The 15,235-nt window shown below is 71.0% G+C and carries 16 protein-coding genes; 7 read left to right on the top strand and 9 right to left on the bottom strand.

What is annotated here, in order from left to right; all coding sequences use genetic code 11:
- Positions 1–25: 25 nt before the first annotated feature.
- The 5 genes from AB0B33_RS19785 to AB0B33_RS19765 are packed head-to-tail and all read right to left on the bottom strand — an operon-like array spanning position 26 to position 6,453.
- Positions 26–1,780, bottom strand: coding sequence for a beta-galactosidase family protein (locus AB0B33_RS19785; RefSeq protein ID WP_360773595.1), 1,755 nt, complete (start codon positions 1,778–1,780; stop codon positions 26–28).
- Positions 1,773–3,299, bottom strand: coding sequence for an alpha-L-arabinofuranosidase C-terminal domain-containing protein (locus tag AB0B33_RS19780; protein ID WP_360773592.1), 1,527 nt, complete (start codon positions 3,297–3,299; stop codon positions 1,773–1,775). Before AB0B33_RS19780 ends, AB0B33_RS19785 begins: the two co-directional genes overlap by 8 nt.
- A complete protein-coding gene (locus AB0B33_RS19775; protein ID WP_360773589.1) occupies positions 3,296–4,630 on the bottom strand; it encodes a sugar ABC transporter substrate-binding protein in 1,335 nt (444 codons plus the stop codon). The genes AB0B33_RS19780 and AB0B33_RS19775 overlap by 4 nt, the downstream gene beginning before the upstream one ends.
- 28 nt (positions 4,631–4,658) lie before the next feature.
- Entirely contained in the window at positions 4,659–5,522 is an 864-nt protein-coding gene (locus AB0B33_RS19770) for a carbohydrate ABC transporter permease (RefSeq protein ID WP_360773586.1), read from the bottom strand.
- 1 nt (position 5,523) lies between these two features.
- Positions 5,524–6,453, bottom strand: coding sequence for a sugar ABC transporter permease (locus AB0B33_RS19765; protein ID WP_247019646.1), 930 nt, complete (start codon positions 6,451–6,453; stop codon positions 5,524–5,526).
- 131 nt (positions 6,454–6,584) lie between these two features.
- On the opposite strand from AB0B33_RS19765, the gene AB0B33_RS19760 reads away from it, so the two are divergent.
- Complete coding sequence (locus AB0B33_RS19760; RefSeq protein WP_360774144.1) at positions 6,585–7,571, top strand: LacI family DNA-binding transcriptional regulator; 987 nt, start codon at positions 6,585–6,587, stop codon at positions 7,569–7,571.
- A 208-nt stretch (positions 7,572–7,779) separates the two neighbouring features.
- On the top strand, positions 7,780–7,962 hold the full coding sequence (locus AB0B33_RS19755) for a hypothetical protein (protein ID WP_160701928.1): 183 nt from the start codon (positions 7,780–7,782) through the stop codon (positions 7,960–7,962).
- On the opposite strand, the gene AB0B33_RS19750 is transcribed toward AB0B33_RS19755, so the two are convergent.
- Positions 7,940–8,572 (bottom strand): DsbA family oxidoreductase, encoded by a 633-nt coding sequence (locus AB0B33_RS19750; RefSeq protein WP_360774141.1) that lies wholly within the window; start codon positions 8,570–8,572, stop codon positions 7,940–7,942. The two genes, AB0B33_RS19755 and AB0B33_RS19750, sit on opposite strands and share 23 nt — an antisense overlap.
- An 87-nt stretch (positions 8,573–8,659) precedes the next feature.
- On the opposite strand from AB0B33_RS19750, the gene AB0B33_RS19745 reads away from it, so the two are divergent.
- Together AB0B33_RS19745 and AB0B33_RS19740 are read left to right on the top strand one after the other, a co-directional pair.
- A complete protein-coding gene (locus AB0B33_RS19745; RefSeq protein WP_360773581.1) occupies positions 8,660–9,259 on the top strand; it encodes a QsdR family transcriptional regulator in 600 nt (199 codons plus the stop codon).
- A gap of 291 nt (positions 9,260–9,550) precedes the next feature.
- Positions 9,551–10,480: a dienelactone hydrolase family protein gene (locus tag AB0B33_RS19740; protein ID WP_247019642.1), complete on the top strand. Its 930-nt coding sequence runs from the start codon at positions 9,551–9,553 to the stop codon at positions 10,478–10,480.
- A 23-nt stretch (positions 10,481–10,503) separates the two neighbouring features.
- On the opposite strand, the gene AB0B33_RS19735 is transcribed toward AB0B33_RS19740, so the two are convergent.
- Positions 10,504–11,343 carry a helix-turn-helix transcriptional regulator gene (locus AB0B33_RS19735; protein ID WP_360773577.1) on the bottom strand — a complete coding sequence of 280 codons (840 nt, stop codon included), beginning with the start codon at positions 11,341–11,343 and terminating at the stop codon, positions 10,504–10,506.
- 100 nt (positions 11,344–11,443) lie between these two features.
- Between AB0B33_RS19735 and AB0B33_RS19730 the strand changes: the two genes are divergently transcribed.
- Complete coding sequence (locus AB0B33_RS19730; protein ID WP_360773574.1) at positions 11,444–12,325, top strand: aldo/keto reductase; 882 nt, start codon at positions 11,444–11,446, stop codon at positions 12,323–12,325.
- Here the strand turns inward: AB0B33_RS19730 and AB0B33_RS19725 are convergent.
- Positions 12,306–13,283, bottom strand: a complete 978-nt coding sequence (locus AB0B33_RS19725; protein ID WP_360773571.1) for an NAD(P)-dependent alcohol dehydrogenase — start codon at positions 13,281–13,283, stop codon at positions 12,306–12,308. The genes AB0B33_RS19730 and AB0B33_RS19725 overlap by 20 nt on opposite strands.
- 91 nt (positions 13,284–13,374) lie before the next feature.
- On the opposite strand from AB0B33_RS19725, the gene AB0B33_RS19720 reads away from it, so the two are divergent.
- Both AB0B33_RS19720 and AB0B33_RS19715 read left to right on the top strand, forming a co-directional pair.
- Positions 13,375–14,028: a TetR/AcrR family transcriptional regulator C-terminal domain-containing protein gene (locus AB0B33_RS19720; protein WP_360773568.1), complete on the top strand. Its 654-nt coding sequence runs from the start codon at positions 13,375–13,377 to the stop codon at positions 14,026–14,028.
- Positions 14,029–14,073: 45 nt separating this feature from the next.
- Positions 14,074–15,081, top strand: a complete 1,008-nt coding sequence (locus tag AB0B33_RS19715; protein ID WP_360773565.1) for an LLM class flavin-dependent oxidoreductase — start codon at positions 14,074–14,076, stop codon at positions 15,079–15,081.
- Between the two features lies 1 nt (position 15,082).
- On the opposite strand, the gene AB0B33_RS19710 is transcribed toward AB0B33_RS19715, so the two are convergent.
- On the bottom strand, positions 15,083–15,235 hold a 153-nt coding region (locus AB0B33_RS19710), incomplete at its 5' end, for a fasciclin domain-containing protein (RefSeq protein ID WP_360774138.1).

Here is a 15,235-nt window from a genome sequence, read left to right as displayed (position 1 = left end):
CCTTCGGTGCGGTGGGGGACCTCTCTCAGGCCTCCGTGTGGCCCAGCAGCGGCCGCGGCGTGAACCGGGCCGCGGGGTCGAGCATCGTGCCCAGTTCGAGCACGACGAGTTCGTTGCCGCCGGCCCGGACCACCGGGCGCGGCACGTACAACGTCCGCTGCGGCCCGCGCCGCCAGTACCGGCCGAGCGGGAAGCCGTTGAACCACGCCAGGCCCTTGCCCCACTCCCCGGTGTCGAGGAAGAGGTCGGCGGGCGCGTCGACATCGATGTCGGCGCGCAGCAGGACCGGCCCCGCCACCGGGCCCGGAACCACGGCCTTGGTCGCGGACCGCAGCGAAGGCACCTCGGTCAGGTCGAACGGCAGGACGTCCCAGCCGGTCAGCGGCTCGCCGTGCAGCTCCGCGCCGCCGACGATCCCCTTGGCCTCGCCGATCCTCGGGCCGTAGTCGACGCGGCCCTGGTCCTCGACCAGCACCAGCAGCTCGCCCGCCGCCCGCGGCAGCGCGATCGCGCGGTCGTGGTGCTCCCGCGAGAGCGTGCCCACCGGGTCGCCGTCGAAGAACACCGTCGCGCGGTCGCGCACCTCGCCGAAGGTCAGCACGCCGGGCCGGTCCCCCTCGACGGCGCAGCGCAGCAACGCCAGCCGCGGCATCGGCGTCAGGTCGTCGAACGCGGGCAGCTCTTCGTGGAACTCCCAGGTGCCCCAGCGGTCCGGGGCGTCGAGGAGGCGGACCGGGTCGCGCAGGACGCCGTGCGGGGTCGGTGCCGGGCGCGCCGGCGGTGGGACGGTGTCGGGAACCTTGTGGTAGCGGGCGATCACGTCGCGGAAGGCGTGGTACTTCGGCGTCGGGTCACCGGCTTCGTCGAGCGGCGCGTCGTAGTCGTAGGACGTCACGATCGGCTGGTAGACGCCCTTGTCGTTGGCGCCGTTGGTGAACCCGAAGTTGGTGCCGCCGTGGAACATGTACAGGTTGACCGACGCGCCGGCCGCGAGGAGTGCGTCGAGCTCGGCCGCCGAATCCGCGGCGGACGTCGTGTGGTGGTGCGCGCCCCAGTTGTCGAACCAGCCGTTCCAGAACTCACTGCACATCAACGGCCCGGTCGGCTGGTGCGCCCGCAGGATCGCCAGCCGCTCCACCGCGCCGGACCCGAAGGAAGCGGTGCGGTGCACCCCGTCCAGGCTGCCGGCCTCGAGCATCTCCGGCGTCGGCTGGTCCACTGTGGTCAGCGGCACCGTGATCCCCGACGCAAGCGTGTGCTCGGCAAGCGCTTTCAGGTAGCGCTTGTCGTCGCCGAACGCGCCGTACTCGTTCTCGACCTGGACCAGCAGCACCGGCCCGCCGCGGTCGACCTGGTGCGGGACCACGACTTCGTAGACGCGCGTGAGGTACTCGCGCACGGCGGCGAGGTAGCGCGGTTCGAAGCGCCGCACCCCCACCTCCGGGTCGCGGAACAGCCACGCCGGCAGGCCGCCGTTGTCCCATTCGGCACAGATGTACGGGCCGGGCCGCACGATCGCGTACATCCCGGCGTCGGCGACGAGCCGCAGGAAGCGGTCCAGGTCGAGCCCGCCGGTGAGGTCGAAGACGCCGGGCTCGGGCGCGTGCGCGTTCCACGGCACGTACGTCTCGATGGTGTTGAGGCCCATCCGCCGGGCCTTGTCGATCCGGTCGGCCCACAGGTCCGGGTGCACCCGGAAGTAGTGCAGGGCACCGGAAAGGATCCGGAACGGACGGCCGTCCAGCAGGAAGTCGGTGTCCCCGACGGCGAACTCAGGCATGCCGGCCCGCCTCCGGGCTCAGCTGGAGCACGGTCCAGGACAGCGGTGGCAGTGTCGCGGTGATGGTGGTCCCCCCTGGGTCGGACGTCACGGCGGTGCCGGGGAGCGGCACCGGCCGGACCGGTTGCGAGACAGCGGTGTTGACGGTGTGCCGGGTTTCGCCCTCCGGCGCGGTCAGCGTTTCGGCGGCGTACACGCCGAACCCGGCGCCGCGGAGCCGGATGCGGACCTCGGTCGGCGACGCCGTGGCGCGGTTGGTCAGGAACACCGCGCCGCGCCCGGACTCCTCGGCCGTCGCGGCGACGTCGACGAGGTCGACTTCGCCGTGCTGCGCGGTGCGCAGCCGCGGGCCGTCGACGGTCAGGCGCAGGCTCGACCCGCCGGCCAGTGCGGCGACCTGCCGGAACGGGTGGAACGTCGACTGCCGCCAGGCCGGGCCGCCGGGCTCGGTGCGGATCGGCGCGATGACGTTGACCAGCTGCGCCTGGTTCGCCATGGTGACGTGGTCGACGTTGCGCAGCAGCGAACTCAGCAGCGAGCCGAAGACGACGGCATCGGTGACGGTGTAGTCGTCCTCGATGATCCGCGGGTGCTCCCGCCAGCCGCCTTCGGCCAGGCGCGCCTGGTCGACTTCGTTCCAGCGGCGCAGGTCCCAGACGTTCCACTCGTCGACGCTGATCCCGACGCGGCCGCCGAGCCCGAGTTCGTCGATGATCCCGGCGACCTTGCCGATGTAGGCGTCGAGCGCGGCCCCGCTGGCCAGGTAGCTGTCGGTGTCGCCGTGCAGTTCCTGGTAGTAGGCGTGCAGCGAGATGTGGTCGACCAGCCCGGCCGTGTGGCGCAGCACCGTGCGTTCCCACTCGCCGAACGTCGGCATGTCCGCGTGCGAGCTGCCCGCGACGACCAGTTCGACGGCCGGGTCGATCATCCGCATGACTCGCGCGGTCTCGGCGGCCAAGCGGCCGTACTCGTCGGCCGTCTTGTGGCCGATCTGCCACGGGCCGTCCATCTCGTTGCCCAGGCACCACAGCTTGAAGCCGAACGGCTGGTCGGCGCCGTTCGCGCGCCGCCGCTCGCTCAGCGCCGTGCCACCGGCGTGGTTGCAGTACTCCAGGACGTCGACGGCTTCCTGGATGCCGCGGGTGCCGAGGTTGACCGCGTACATCACCTCGGCACCCGCGGCTTCGGCCCACGCGACGAACTCGTGCAGGCCGAAGCGGTTGGATTCCACGCTGTGCCAGGCCGGGTCGAGCCGGACGGGCCGGTCCGGGCCGACGCCGTCCTCCCAGCGGTAGCCGGAGACGAAGTTGCCGCCGGGGTACCGGACGACGGTCGGCCCGAGTTCCCGCACCAGCTCCAGGACGTCGCCGCGGAACCCGCGTTCGTCCGAAGTGGAGTGTCCGGGCTCGTACAACCCGGTGTACACGGAACGGCCCATGTGCTCGACGAACGAGCCGAAGAGGCGACGCGGGACCGGGCCGACGACCTGGCCCGCGTCACCTTCGATGTGGACGGTCATCCCGCGCTGACCGTGAAGCCCTGCTGGTTGCCGTAGTCCACAATGGCCTGCTGCCAGGCCGCCAACCCGGCGTCGAGCCCGGTGCCGTTGAGGTAGGCCTTGCCCGCGGTGTCGCTGAAGACGCTGTTGGCGTAGGTCTGGTACGGCAGGTAGGTCCAGCCCGGTGCGACGTCCTTCGACGCCTGGGTCAGCACCTCGTTGACCTTCTGGCCGCCGAAGTACGGCACGGCCTGATCGACGAACGCGGGCGCGCCCAGGTCCGCCGTCGTGGACGGGAAGCCGCCGCTCTTGATGAACGGCTGGACACCGCCGCCGTGGTTGAGCCAGCGCACGAACGCCGCGGCCAGCGCCGGGTTCTTGCTCTGCTTGAGCACCGACTGCGTGCTACCACCGTTTTCCGAGGTCACCGGCTTACCGTCGTAGGTCGGCATCGGCGCGACCGCCCACTTGCCGGCCCCGCCGGGCACCGAGGAGATGAAGTTGCCCGGCATCCAGGCGCCGGTGACCAGCGAGGAGATGGTGCCGTCGCCGAGGGCGCGGAACCAGTCGTCGGACCACTCCTTGACCGGGGCGAGCTGCTTGCCCTGGATCAGCTGGTCCCACATCGCGGTCCACTTCTTGGTGCCCGCGTCGGCGAGGTTGACCTTCACGTTCCGGCCGTCGACGGCGAAGGGGCGCCCGCCCGCCTGCCAGATCATGCTCAGCACGAAGCCCGGGTCACCGGTGTCCGAGGTGATGTACTTGGTGGGGTCGGCGGCGTGCAGCTTCTTCGCCGCGGCGATGTACTCGTCCCACGTCTTCGGCACGGCGATGGCGTTCTTGTCGAAGACTTCCTTGTTGTAGAACAGTGCCATCGGCCCGGAGTCCTGCGGCAGGCCGTAGACCCCGTTGCCGTTCTTGACCTGCGCCCACGTCGAGGCGCTGTAGTCCTTTTCGAACGAGCCGAAGCCGAACTGGTTCAGGTCGGCGAGTGAATCGGTCAGCGCGAACTGCGGCAGGGCGTAGTACTCGATCTGCGCGACGTCCGGGGCGCCGGAGCCTGCCTTGATCGCGTTCTGCAGCTTGGTGTACTCGTCCTTGTTCGTCCCGGCGTTGACGTAGTTGACCTTGACGTTCGGGTATTCCTTCTCGAACGCGGCGACCTGATCCTTGGCCGACGGCGTCCAGCTCCAGTAGGTGATCTCCCCGCCCGCCTTGAGCGCGGCGTCGACCGAGTCCTGGGTGCCGGCGGCGGCGGGCCCGGACGAGCTCCCGGACGAGCAACCGGCCGCCAGTGCGGCGGCCAGCGCCACGGCGGCGAACGCCTTGGCGCGACTGCGGATGCGTGACATCGAATGTCCCTTCACGACGGTGTGACGGCTATTGCTTGACGCTGCCCGCGCTCAGCCCGGACTGCCAGAACCGTTGCATGAGCAGGAAAGCGAGGACGAGGGGGATGATGGTGAGCAGCGAACCGGTGAGCACCAGGTTGAAGATCGGCTGCGCTCCGGCACCGTTGGCCTGCGCGCTCCACTGGTTCAGCCCGACGGTCAGCGGGTACCACTTGGGCTCGCTGAGCATGATCAGCGGCAGGAAGTAGTTGTTCCACGTCTGCACCACGGTGAACAGCGCGACGGTGACGATCCCGGGCACGAGCTGGCGCAGCGTCACGGTGAGGAAGATCCGGAACTCGCCCGCGCCGTCGATCCGCGCCGCTTCCAGCAGCTCGTCGGGGATGGCGTCGGCGGCGTAGACCCAGATCAGGTAGAGGCCGAACGGGCTGATCAGCGACGGGATGATGATGGCGAGCGGGGTGTTGGTCAGCCCGAGCTTGCTGAACATCAGGAACGTCGGCACGGCGAGCGCGGTGGCGGGCACGGCCACCGCACCGAGCACGACGGCGAACACCGCGCGGCGGCCCGGGAAGCGGTACTTGGCCAGCCCGTACCCCGCCGCCGTGGCGAGGATGGTCGCCCCGCCGGCGCCGACCACGACGTAGAGCAGGGTGTTGCCGAGCCAGCGGAAGAAGATCCCGTTGTTGTAGGTGAACGTCTGGGCGATGTTGTCGAACAGCGCGAACGGGCCGCCGAAGGACAGGCCCGACGTCGAGAACAGGGCCGCCTGCGTCTTGGTCGCGTTGATCACCAGCCACACCAGGGGAACCAGGGTGTAGAGCAGGTACAGCGCCATGACGGCGGTGAGCGTGCGCGACTTCTTGGGGCGCGTCACCGAAAGCGTGGCCACGTCACATCCCCTTCCGGGTGCCGCGCAGCTGCACGACGTAGGCGATGACCGCGGTGATCACGCCCATCACGATCGCGACCGTGGCGGAGTAGTTGTACTGCTGGCCGGCGAAGGAAAGGTTGTAGGCGTACATGTTCGGCGTGTAGAAGGTGCCGATCACGTTCGGCACCAGGTTGCGCATGATGTTGGGTTCGTTGAACAGCTGGAAGCTGCCGATGATCGAGAAGATCGTCGCGATCACGATCGCGCCGCGGATCGCGGGGAGCTTGACGGAGACGATCGTGCGGAACGCGCCGGCGCCGTCGATCGCGGCGGCTTCGAACAGCTCCTTCGGGATCACCTTCAGCGCCGAGTAGAAGATGAGCATGTTGTAGCCGACGAACTCCCACGTGACGACGTTGCCGATCGACGTGAGCAGCCAGTTCTGGGACAGCGGTTTCACGGCGTCGGTGCCGAGCAGGTGGTTGAGGTCCGCGGCGAGTCCGAAGTGGTCACCGTAGATGAAGCCCCACATCAGCGCGGCGACCACGGCGGGCACCGCGTAGGGCAGGAAGATCACGATCCGGAAGAACCCGGCGGCGTGCAGCCGGGCGCTGTCGATCGCGAGCGCCGCGACCAGCGCGAGCAGCAGCATGATCGGCACCTGCACGGCGAGGAACACCAGCACCCGCTGGAAGGACTCCCAGAACTTCGGGTCGGCGAGCACCTGCGCGTAGTTGTCGGCGCCGACGAACACCGTGCCACCGAAGAAGGCCTGGTCCCGGAAGAGGCTGAGGACGAAGGCGTAGACGACGGGCGCGATGAACGTCAGCGCGAACACCAGCATGAAGGGGGCGACGAAGAGCCAGCCGCGCCAGTTGCGCCGCCGGCGACGGGCCGGCGGCGCCGGGCGGGCCGGTGCCGCGACCGGCGGTGCCGCTGTGGACGTCATCGTCCCTCCGGTGTTCGTGCAGATGTTTACGTCAACATGGACGGTCGGAGGGTAACGTGTTGACGTAAACATGTCCAGGACACTTCGAGGAGCCACCCGTGCCGACTGCTTCCCCGCGCCGTGGACCGTCGATGGCGGACGTCGCGCGCGAGGCTGGGGTCTCCGGCCAGACGGTGTCCCGGGTCGCGAACGGCAAGACGAACGTCGACGACGCCACGCGCGATCGGGTCCTCGCCGCGATGCGCCGGATCGGCTACCGCCCCAACAGCGCGGCCCGCGCACTGCGCAACGGCAAGTTCCGCAGCATCGGCGTGATCATTTCGGCGCTCCCGACGTTCGGCAACAGCCGCACCCTGGACGCCATCGCGGCGGCGGTCGTCGCCCAGGGGTTTTCGATCATCCTGATGCCGGTGACGCGGCCGACGCAGGGCGAGGTGACGGGCGCGTTCAGCAAGCTCAACGAGCAGGCGGTCGACGGCGTGATCATCCTGATCGAGCAGCACCAGCTCGACCAGAGCTCGATCGAGCTCCCGCACGGGCTCCCGGTGGTGGTGATCGACTCCAGCGCGCGCTACGACTACCCGGTCGTCGACACGGACCAGGCGGACGGCGCCGCGACGGCGACCCGGCACCTGCTTTCGCTGGGGCACGAGACGGTGTGGCACATCGCGGGGCCCCCGCAGTCCTATTCGGCCGAACGGCGGCGGAAGTCGTGGCGGTCCACTTTGGAGCTCGCGGGCGCGTTCGTGCCCCCGGTGCTGACCGGTGACTGGTCGCCGTCGTCGGGGTACGAGGCGGGGGTGGCGCTGGCGGCGGACCCCACGGTGACGGCGGTGTTCGCGGCGAACGACCAGATGGCGCTGGGATTGCTGCGGGCACTGCACGAGGCGGGCCGGGCGGTGCCGGGCGAGGTGAGCGTGGTGGGGTTCGACGACATGGAGGAGTCGGCGCACTTCTGGCCGCCGCTGACGACGATCCGCCAGTCGTTCGAGGCGGTGGGCAGCTACGCGGTGGCGGCGCTGCTGGCGGAGATCGAGACGGGCGCGGAGGTGGGGGAACCGGTGAGCGTGCCGACGGAACTGGTCCTGCGCTCCAGCACCGCGCCTCCCCCGTCCTGACGCGACGCGGAGTCCGGCTCGGCTCCCCCAGTGGAATTGTCGGTGCCGGCCGGTAGCGTGGAAAACGGGGGCGGCAGCCACGCGGAAGTTCTCGTTTCACCGCGCGGAAGCCGGGGCATTACCGGCCAGCCAAGCCGGGACCACCGGTACCGCGAACGTCGTAATGGTGTGGACCATTCGGCGTCATCCCCACCGAAACGAGGGTCTCATGCTCGCCATTCTCGCCGCCGTGCTCTTCGGGCTCGCCCTGTTGATGGAGCTGGCCGGGTTCGGGCTCGGTCCGGTCGTCACGACCGGCACGCTGACCACCGCCGGGTTGCTGTGCGTCGCCTTGCACCTGGCCGGCGTCGCCACCGACCGGTCGCGGTTCAGCCGGCGGCGGCGCCGCTGACCTCCGCCGCGCGCGTCAGCACCTGCGCGAACACCTCGGGCGACTGGGCTCCGGCGACGCCGAAGCGCTGGTCGACCACGAAGAACGGGACGCCGGACGCGCCGAGGGCGCGGGCCTGCTCGCCGTCCGCCGCGACTTCGGCTTCGTAGGCGTCGGATTCGAGCACGGCCCGCGCTTCCGCCGCGTCCAGGCCCGCTTCGGCGGCCAGCTCCACCAGTGAATCGCGGTCGAACAGCGACCGGCGCTCGGTGAAGTGCGCGCGGTAGAAGCGATCGACGACGGCGTCGGCCACGCCGCGGTCGGTGGCGAGGTGGACCAGGCGGTGGCCGTCGACGGTGTTGCCCATGTGGACACCGTCCAGGTGGTATTCGAGCCCGTCGGCGGCCGCGCGCTCTTCCATCTGCGCTTCCATCGCGTCGGCTTCTTCCAGTGTCCGGCCGTACTTCTCGGACAGCACCTCGCGCGTCGGCCGGGAAGTCCCGCGCGGGAACGACGGGTCGAGCTGGAACGAGTGGTGCACCACCTCGACGTCGACCCCGAGTTCGGCGACCGCCTGCTCGAAGCGGCGTTTGCCGAGATAGCACCAGGGACAGACCAGATCGGACCAGATGTCTACGCGCACGACGTCCACGCTAACCGACCGGGCCCCGCGCACTTCAAGGTAACTGTCCGCGACCTGCGGGATAGGGTTGGCCCGGTGACCGTCTCGACCGACGACATCGTCCGGCACGCCGCCCGCCTGCTGATCACCGGCACCCGCCTCGACCTCGGCCGGATGGCCGCCGAACTGGGGATCTCGCGCACGACGTTCTTCCGCCGCGTCGGCAACCGCGACGACCTCATGGGCGCGGGGCTGCGGCTGCTGTCCGACCGCACCTGGCAGCGCGCGCTCGACGGCTGGCGCACCACGCACGGCGACGCGGTCCGCACGCCGGAGGGCCGGTTGCGCTGCCTGTGGGTCATGGAGGAGTACCGCCGCGAGGTCGCCGCCAGCGACGGCATGCGCAAGCTGATCGAGGCGGAGTCGACGGTCGCCCTGCGGGTGCTGACCGATCCGCGCGGCGCGGTCCAGCCGGCGTTGGTCGACGAGCACGTGGAGCTCTTCCGCGCCGACGCCGAGGCGGCCGGGCTGACCCCGTTGGTGGGGCTGCCGGATCTCGCGTTCGCGGTGGTGCGGCTCGGGGAGTCGTTCCTGTACTCGGACGTGCTGGCCGCGCGCACGGTCGACCTGACGGTGGCCACGACCCTGCTGGACACGCTCGTCCGCGGCGCGCTGGAGCCGAGCGCCACCCCCTGAGCCCGCACTTTCACGTGAAAGTGCGGGTCGTTGAGCGCCCGGGACCCGGCGGTTTTGTCACGCGCGTGAGTGCCGCGCCTCTCCAACCCACTGAGCGACCGCCCAGTCTGTCAACCACTCACCCGTTCGGCCGTTGTGGAACATTTCGACGAAGTGTTTCATAGGGCGACCGGGAAGCGGTTCCCCGCACCCGGGGTGACGGCACGCTCTTCGTTGCCGTGCAACGGTTCCATCGGTCCGCCCGTCCGTGTCCGGGCCCGCTTTCGCCTGCCCGGGGAAAGAGAGCGATCCATGTCCTTACTCACCAGCCCGCCGACGTCGTCTGGCCCGGGTGAGAAAATTTCCCGCCGCCGCCCCTGGCGCGCCAAGGCCGCCGGGGTCATCGCCGCCGCGCTGGCGGTGACCACCGCGGTCGCCTCGCCGGCACCCGCCGCCGACAACCCCTACGAACGCGGGCCCGCCCCGACCACGGCCAGCATCGAGGCCAGCCGGGGCAGCTTCGCGACCAGCACCGCCACCGTTTCGCGGCTGTCCGTCTCCGGCTTCGGCGGCGGCACCATCTACTACCCGACGACCACCACCGCCGGCACCTTCGGCGCGATCTCCATCGCCCCCGGCTTCACCGCCACGCAGTCGAGCATGGCGTGGCTCGGCCCGCGCCTGGCGTCCCAGGGCTTCGTGGTGTTCACCATCGACACCCTGACCACCAGCGACCAGCCCGACAGCCGGGGCAGGCAGCTGCTGGCCTCGCTCGACTACCTCACCCAGCAGAGCTCGGTGCGGTCCCGCATCGACAGCAGCAGGCTCGGCGTCGTCGGGCACTCGATGGGCGGCGGCGGTACGCTCGAAGCGGCGCGCTCACGGCCGTCGCTGCAGGCCGCGGTGCCGCTGACCGGCTGGAACCTGACGAAGAGCTGGTCGACGGTGCGCGTGCCGACGCTGGTCGTCGGGGCCGAAGCGGACACCATCGCGCCGGTGGCGACGCACTCGATCCCGTTCTACACCAGCCTGCCGTCCTCTTTGGACAAGGCGTACCTGGAACTGCGCGGTGCCAGCCACTTCGCGCCGAACTCGTCGAACACGACGATCGCGAAGTACACGCTGTCCTGGCTCAAGCGGTTCATCGACAACGACACCCGCTACGAGCAGTTCCTCTGCCCGATCCCGGGCACCAGCCTGTCCATTTCGGACTACCGGGGCAACTGCCCGCACAACGGCTGACACCCGGCCCGCCGGGCCCGCGGTCAGCGTTGCGCGGGCTCGGCGGACCACTGCAGCAGGAACCGCAGCGCTTCTTCCGACGGCGACCCGGGTTCGGCGGTGTAGGCCACCAGCCGCTGACCCGGGTGCGTCTCGACGGCGAACTGCTGGACGTCCAGGGTGACCGGGCCGGCCACCGGGTGGCGGTAGGTCTTGGTCAGCTCGCGGGCCCCGCGCACCTGGTGGCGCTCCCACCACAGCCGGAAGTCCGCGTCCTTCTCCCGCAGCTCGCGCACGAGCGCGGCGAGCACCGGGTCGGCCGGGTCGCGGCCCGACTCCATCCGCAGCACCTCGACGCACGCGCCCGCGGCCCGCGGCCAGTCCGCGTACCGGGCGCGGTAGTCCTCGTCGAGGAACGTCAGCCGGATCAGGTTGCGCTCGGCGGGCGGGCGCGCGCCGAAGTCGCCCAGCAGCGCGACCGCCGCGCGGTTCCAGGCCAGCACGTCCTGACGGCGGTTGAGCACCATCGCCGGCACGTCCGGCATGCCGTCGAGCAGCTGCCGCAGCGGGCCGGCGACGTGGTCCCCGGCCGGTGCCCGGGTCTCCGGGGCGACGTCGGCCAGCGTGAACAGGTACGCGCGTTCGTCCGGAGCGAGCTGCAACGCGTCCGCGAGCGCGTCGAGGACCGGCCGGGACACCCGCCGCGTGCGGCCCTGCTCCAGCCGGACCACGTAGTCGATGCTGATGTGCGCGAGCTGGGCCAGCTCCTCCCGGCGCAGGCCGGGGACCCGCCGGAGCCGGCCGTCGTCGGGCACCCCGGCCCGTCGCGGGTCGAGCGCCGCGCGACGAGCCCGCAGGAACTCGCCCAGTTCGGTGGCTGCCATGCCCCCAGTGTCGCAAGACCGCCCGCCGCGTGCCTGGTACCAGGCTGCATAGGCAGTTCCCTCCCTGGCCGCCACCGGAGGACCGGGCGACGGTGGAGCCATGACCGAACGAACCACCCTCCAGCTCGGCGACCTGACGACCGGCCGGATCGGCTACGGCGCGATGCGGCTCACCGGCCCCGGCCACTGGGGTGACTACCCCGACCGGGCCGCGGGCCTCGAGCTGCTGCGCCGGGTCGTCGACGCCGGCGTGACGCTGATCGACACCGCCGACGTCTACGGCCCGCACACCAACGAGCAGCTGATCCGCGAAGCCCTCCACCCCTACCCCGGGCACCTGCTGCTCGCGACCAAGGGCGGCTTCGTCCGCAGCGGCCCGGAGCTCTCGACGATCGCCGCGATCGGGCACCGCCAGTACCTGCGCCAGTCCGCGATGCTGAGCGCGCGCCGCCTCGGCGTCGAGCGGATCGACCTCTACTACCTGCACAGCGGCTACGCGCGGGACGCATCCTTCGAAGACCAGGTCGGCACGCTCGCCGAGCTGCGCCGGGAAGGCGTGATCCGGCACATCGGCCTGTCCAACGTGACGCTGGAGCAGCTGAAGGCGGCGCGGGAGATCGTCGAGATCACCGCCGTCACCGCGCACTACAACCTGGTGGACCGCCACGAACAGCCGTTGCTCGACGCCGCCGCCGAGGCCGGCGCGGTCTTCGTCCCCTGGCAGCCGGTCTCGCTCAGCACGCCGGGCGCGCCGACCGACACCGAAGGCCCGGCGGCGGTCCGCGGCGTCCTCGAACCGATCGCCGCGCGCCACGGCGCCACCGTCTCCCAGGTCGCGCTCGCCTGGCTGCTCGACCGCTCGCCCGCCGTCCTGCCGATCCCCGGGACGACGTCGCTCGCGCACGTGCGGGAGAACCTCGCCGCGCAGGACCTCGTCCTGAGCCCCGAAGAGCTCGCCGCGATCACCGCGCTGCGCGGGTGACGGCGACCTTTCCCCTGGTGTGCCCGGCTTCCTGGTAGGCGAACGCGGCCCGCAGGTCGTCGAACGGGTAGGTCCGGTCGAGGACCGGGGTGAGCTCGCCGCGCTCGGCGAACGCCGCCAGCTCACCCAGGACCGCCTTCTTGTCCGGGCAGCCCACCGCGTCGGCGAGCACGACCCGCCGCCGTGCGAACGGCCCGGCGGCCAGCGCGGCGAAGACGTGCCCGGCGGGCTGCAGCCAGCGCCCGGCCGGGCCGCCGACGGCGACGAACGTCCCGCCGCGCTCGAGGATCCGGCGGCAGGCGAACACCGACCGGCCGCCGGCGATGTCCAGAACGAAGTCGTAGCGGCGGCCGACGCGGGTGAAGTCCTCGGTCCGGTAGTCGACGACGTGTTCGGCGCCTAGCGAGCGGACCAGGTCGGCGTTGGCCGCGCCGCACACGGCGTCGACGTGCGCGCCGAGCGCCTTGGCCAGCTGGACGGCGAAGGTGCCGACACCGCCGGAAGCGCCGTTGACCAGGACCCGGTGCCCGGGCCGCACCCCGCGCAGGGCGAGCAGCGCCGTGACGCCCGCCATCGGCAGCGTCGCGGCCTGCTCGGGGGAGAGGTTCGCCGGCATCCGCGCCAGCAGGCTCTCCGGCACGCAGACGTACTCGGCGTGCGCACCCCGGGGCAGCAGCGCGTAGACGTCGTCGCCGGGGCCGAACTCCGTCCCGGCGGTCTCGACCCGGCCCGCGAGGTCGCAGCCGAGGACGCCCACCGGCGGGCGGCGCAGCCCGAAGCCGCCGGTCATCAGCCGCGCCGCGTAGGGCTCGCCTCTGAGGAAGTGCCAGTCGTACGGGTTGACCGAAGTGGCGTGCACGCGGACCAGCACTTCGCCTTCGCCCGGCACCGGATCGGGTACGTCTTCCCAGGTCAGACTGTCGGGCGGGCCGTACACACGCTGGACGAGCGCCTTCATGACCTCTCCCTTACGTTGTAAGTCTTACGTCGTAAGGTAGCTCCGGGCACGACGCCGCGTCAAGGAAGACTTACGCTGTACGATCTTGCGCGTGACCACCGAAGCCCGGATCCCGCTGAGCCGGGAGCGCGTCCTGCGCACGGCCGTCGCGCTCGCCGACGAGCACGGCCTGGCCGCGGTGACGATGCGCCGGCTCGCGGAGGAGCTCGGCGCCGAAGCGATGTCGCTCTACTACCACGTGGCCAAGAAGGAAGACGTGCTCGCCGGGATCGTCGACGTCGTGGCCCAGGAGATCAACGAGGCCGTCGCGCGCCTGGACGCCGGCCCGGACTGGAAGGACACGGCCCGGCGGCGCATCCTCGCCGCGCGTGCGGTGCTCCTCCGCCACCGCTGGGCGCCGGCGCTGTTCGGGACGCGGTCCTCGACCAGCGTGGCGGTGCTGAAGTACTACGACAACCTGGTCGGCCTGATGCGCGAGGGCGGGTTCTCGCACGACCGGATCCACCACGCGCTGCACGCGCTCGGCAGCCGGGCCCTGGGGTTCAGCCAGGAGCCGTTCGACCCCGGCCCGGGCGCGTCGGCCGAGGTCTCGGCGGAAGTGGCCGCGCAGCTGCCGAACCTGGTGGCCATGCTGAGCGAGATCGCCCACGACGACCCGGGTTCGACGCTGGGCTGGTGCGACGACCAGGCGGAGTTCGAGTTCGGCCTGGACCTGATCCTCGACGGGCTGGACCGGGTGCGGTAGTCCACCACGTGGGACACCCCGGAGCACCGGAGCAGAATCGGCGGGGTGGCACGACCTCTGCGGAAGCTCGGCTTCCTGACCATCGGCCTCTTCGACGCGGCCGACCCGCGCCGGGGGCACGAGTCGACCCTCGAGATCATCGAACTGGGTGAGCGGCTCGGGTTCGACAGCGCGTGGGTGCGGCACCGGCACCTGCAGTACGGCATCTCGTCGCCGGTCGCCGTGCTCGCCGCCGCGTCGCAGCGGACCAGCCGGATCCACCTCGGCACCGCCGTCATCCCGCTCGGCTGGGAGAACCCGCTGCGGCTCGCCGAGGACCTCGCCACCGTCGACCTGCTCTCCGGCGGGCGGCTCAACCCGGGCCTCAGCGTGGGGCCGCCGATGCGCTGGGACGACGTCAAAGGCGCCCTCTACCCGGACACCGCCGACGTCGAGGACTTCTCCTACGACCGCGTGGAACGGCTGCTCGGCTTCGTGCGCGGCAAGCCGGCCACCGGGTTCAGCGGGACCCAGGGGTTCGAGGTGTTCTCCGACCGGGTGCAGCCGCAGGCACCCGGGCTCGGCGACCGGATGTGGTACGGCGGTGCGAGCCTGCGCTCGGCCGCGTGGGCGGGCAAGCACGCGATGAACTTCCTGACCAGCAGCGTGGTCAAGGCCGAAAGCGACAGCACGGACTTCGCGGAAATCCAGCTGTCGCACATCAGGGCGTTCCGCGCGCACCACCCGGACGGCGAGGCCGCCCGGGTCTCGCAGGGCCTGGTCGTGATCCCGACCGACAGCGCGACCGCGGAGCAGCGCGCGAAGTACGAGGATTACGCCCGGAAACGGCTGCCGCGCACGGCCGAACCGCAAGGCCCGGCGCGGATGCTCTTTTCCCCCGATTTCGTGGGCACGTCCGCGGAAATCGCGGAACGCCTCCACGCGCACAAGGCGTTCCGCGAAGTCGACGAGGTGGCTTTCGCCCTGCCGTTCACCTTCGACCACGAAGATTACGTGCAGATCCTCACCGACATCGCGGAACGCCTCGGCCCGGCACTGGGCCGGAATTCCTGACTTACTTGTTGGTGCCCGGGGTCAGCACCTTGTCGATCACGAAGACCGTGGCGTTCTTGGTGGGGATGTTGCCGCAGAGGATCTTCGCGCCGTTGACGGTCATGTTCTCGCCCGAACCCTCGATCTTCAGCGGGCCGCCGGCGGCGTTGAGCGA

The organism is Amycolatopsis sp. NPDC049159 (assembly GCF_040648295.1).
GTDB classification, from domain to species: domain Bacteria; phylum Actinomycetota; class Actinomycetes; order Mycobacteriales; family Pseudonocardiaceae; genus Amycolatopsis; species Amycolatopsis pretoriensis_A.
The sequence above is the reverse complement of the archived record's forward strand: the minus strand, read 5'-3'. Positions and strand labels throughout refer to the sequence as shown.

Excerpts from the sequence above, each read along its gene's own strand:
- AB0B33_RS19785 (WP_360773595.1), bottom strand. The coding sequence starts at position 1,780 with ATGCCTGAGTTCGCCGTCGGGGACACCGACTTCCTGCTGGACGGCCGT.
- AB0B33_RS19780 (WP_360773592.1), bottom strand. The coding sequence starts at position 3,299 with ATGACCGTCCACATCGAAGGTGACGCGGGCCAGGTCGTCGGCCCGGTC.
- AB0B33_RS19775 (WP_360773589.1), bottom strand. The coding sequence starts at position 4,630 with ATGTCACGCATCCGCAGTCGCGCCAAGGCGTTCGCCGCCGTGGCGCTG.
- AB0B33_RS19765 (WP_247019646.1), bottom strand. The coding sequence starts at position 6,453 with ATGACGTCCACAGCGGCACCGCCGGTCGCGGCACCGGCCCGCCCGGCG.
- AB0B33_RS19760 (WP_360774144.1), top strand. The coding sequence starts at position 6,585 with ATGGCGGACGTCGCGCGCGAGGCTGGGGTCTCCGGCCAGACGGTGTCC.
- AB0B33_RS19755 (WP_160701928.1), top strand. The coding sequence starts at position 7,780 with ATGCTCGCCATTCTCGCCGCCGTGCTCTTCGGGCTCGCCCTGTTGATG.
- AB0B33_RS19740 (WP_247019642.1), top strand. The coding sequence starts at position 9,551 with ATGTCCTTACTCACCAGCCCGCCGACGTCGTCTGGCCCGGGTGAGAAA.
- AB0B33_RS19735 (WP_360773577.1), bottom strand. The coding sequence starts at position 11,343 with ATGGCAGCCACCGAACTGGGCGAGTTCCTGCGGGCTCGTCGCGCGGCG.
- AB0B33_RS19730 (WP_360773574.1), top strand. The coding sequence starts at position 11,444 with ATGACCGAACGAACCACCCTCCAGCTCGGCGACCTGACGACCGGCCGG.
- AB0B33_RS19725 (WP_360773571.1), bottom strand. The coding sequence starts at position 13,283 with ATGAAGGCGCTCGTCCAGCGTGTGTACGGCCCGCCCGACAGTCTGACC.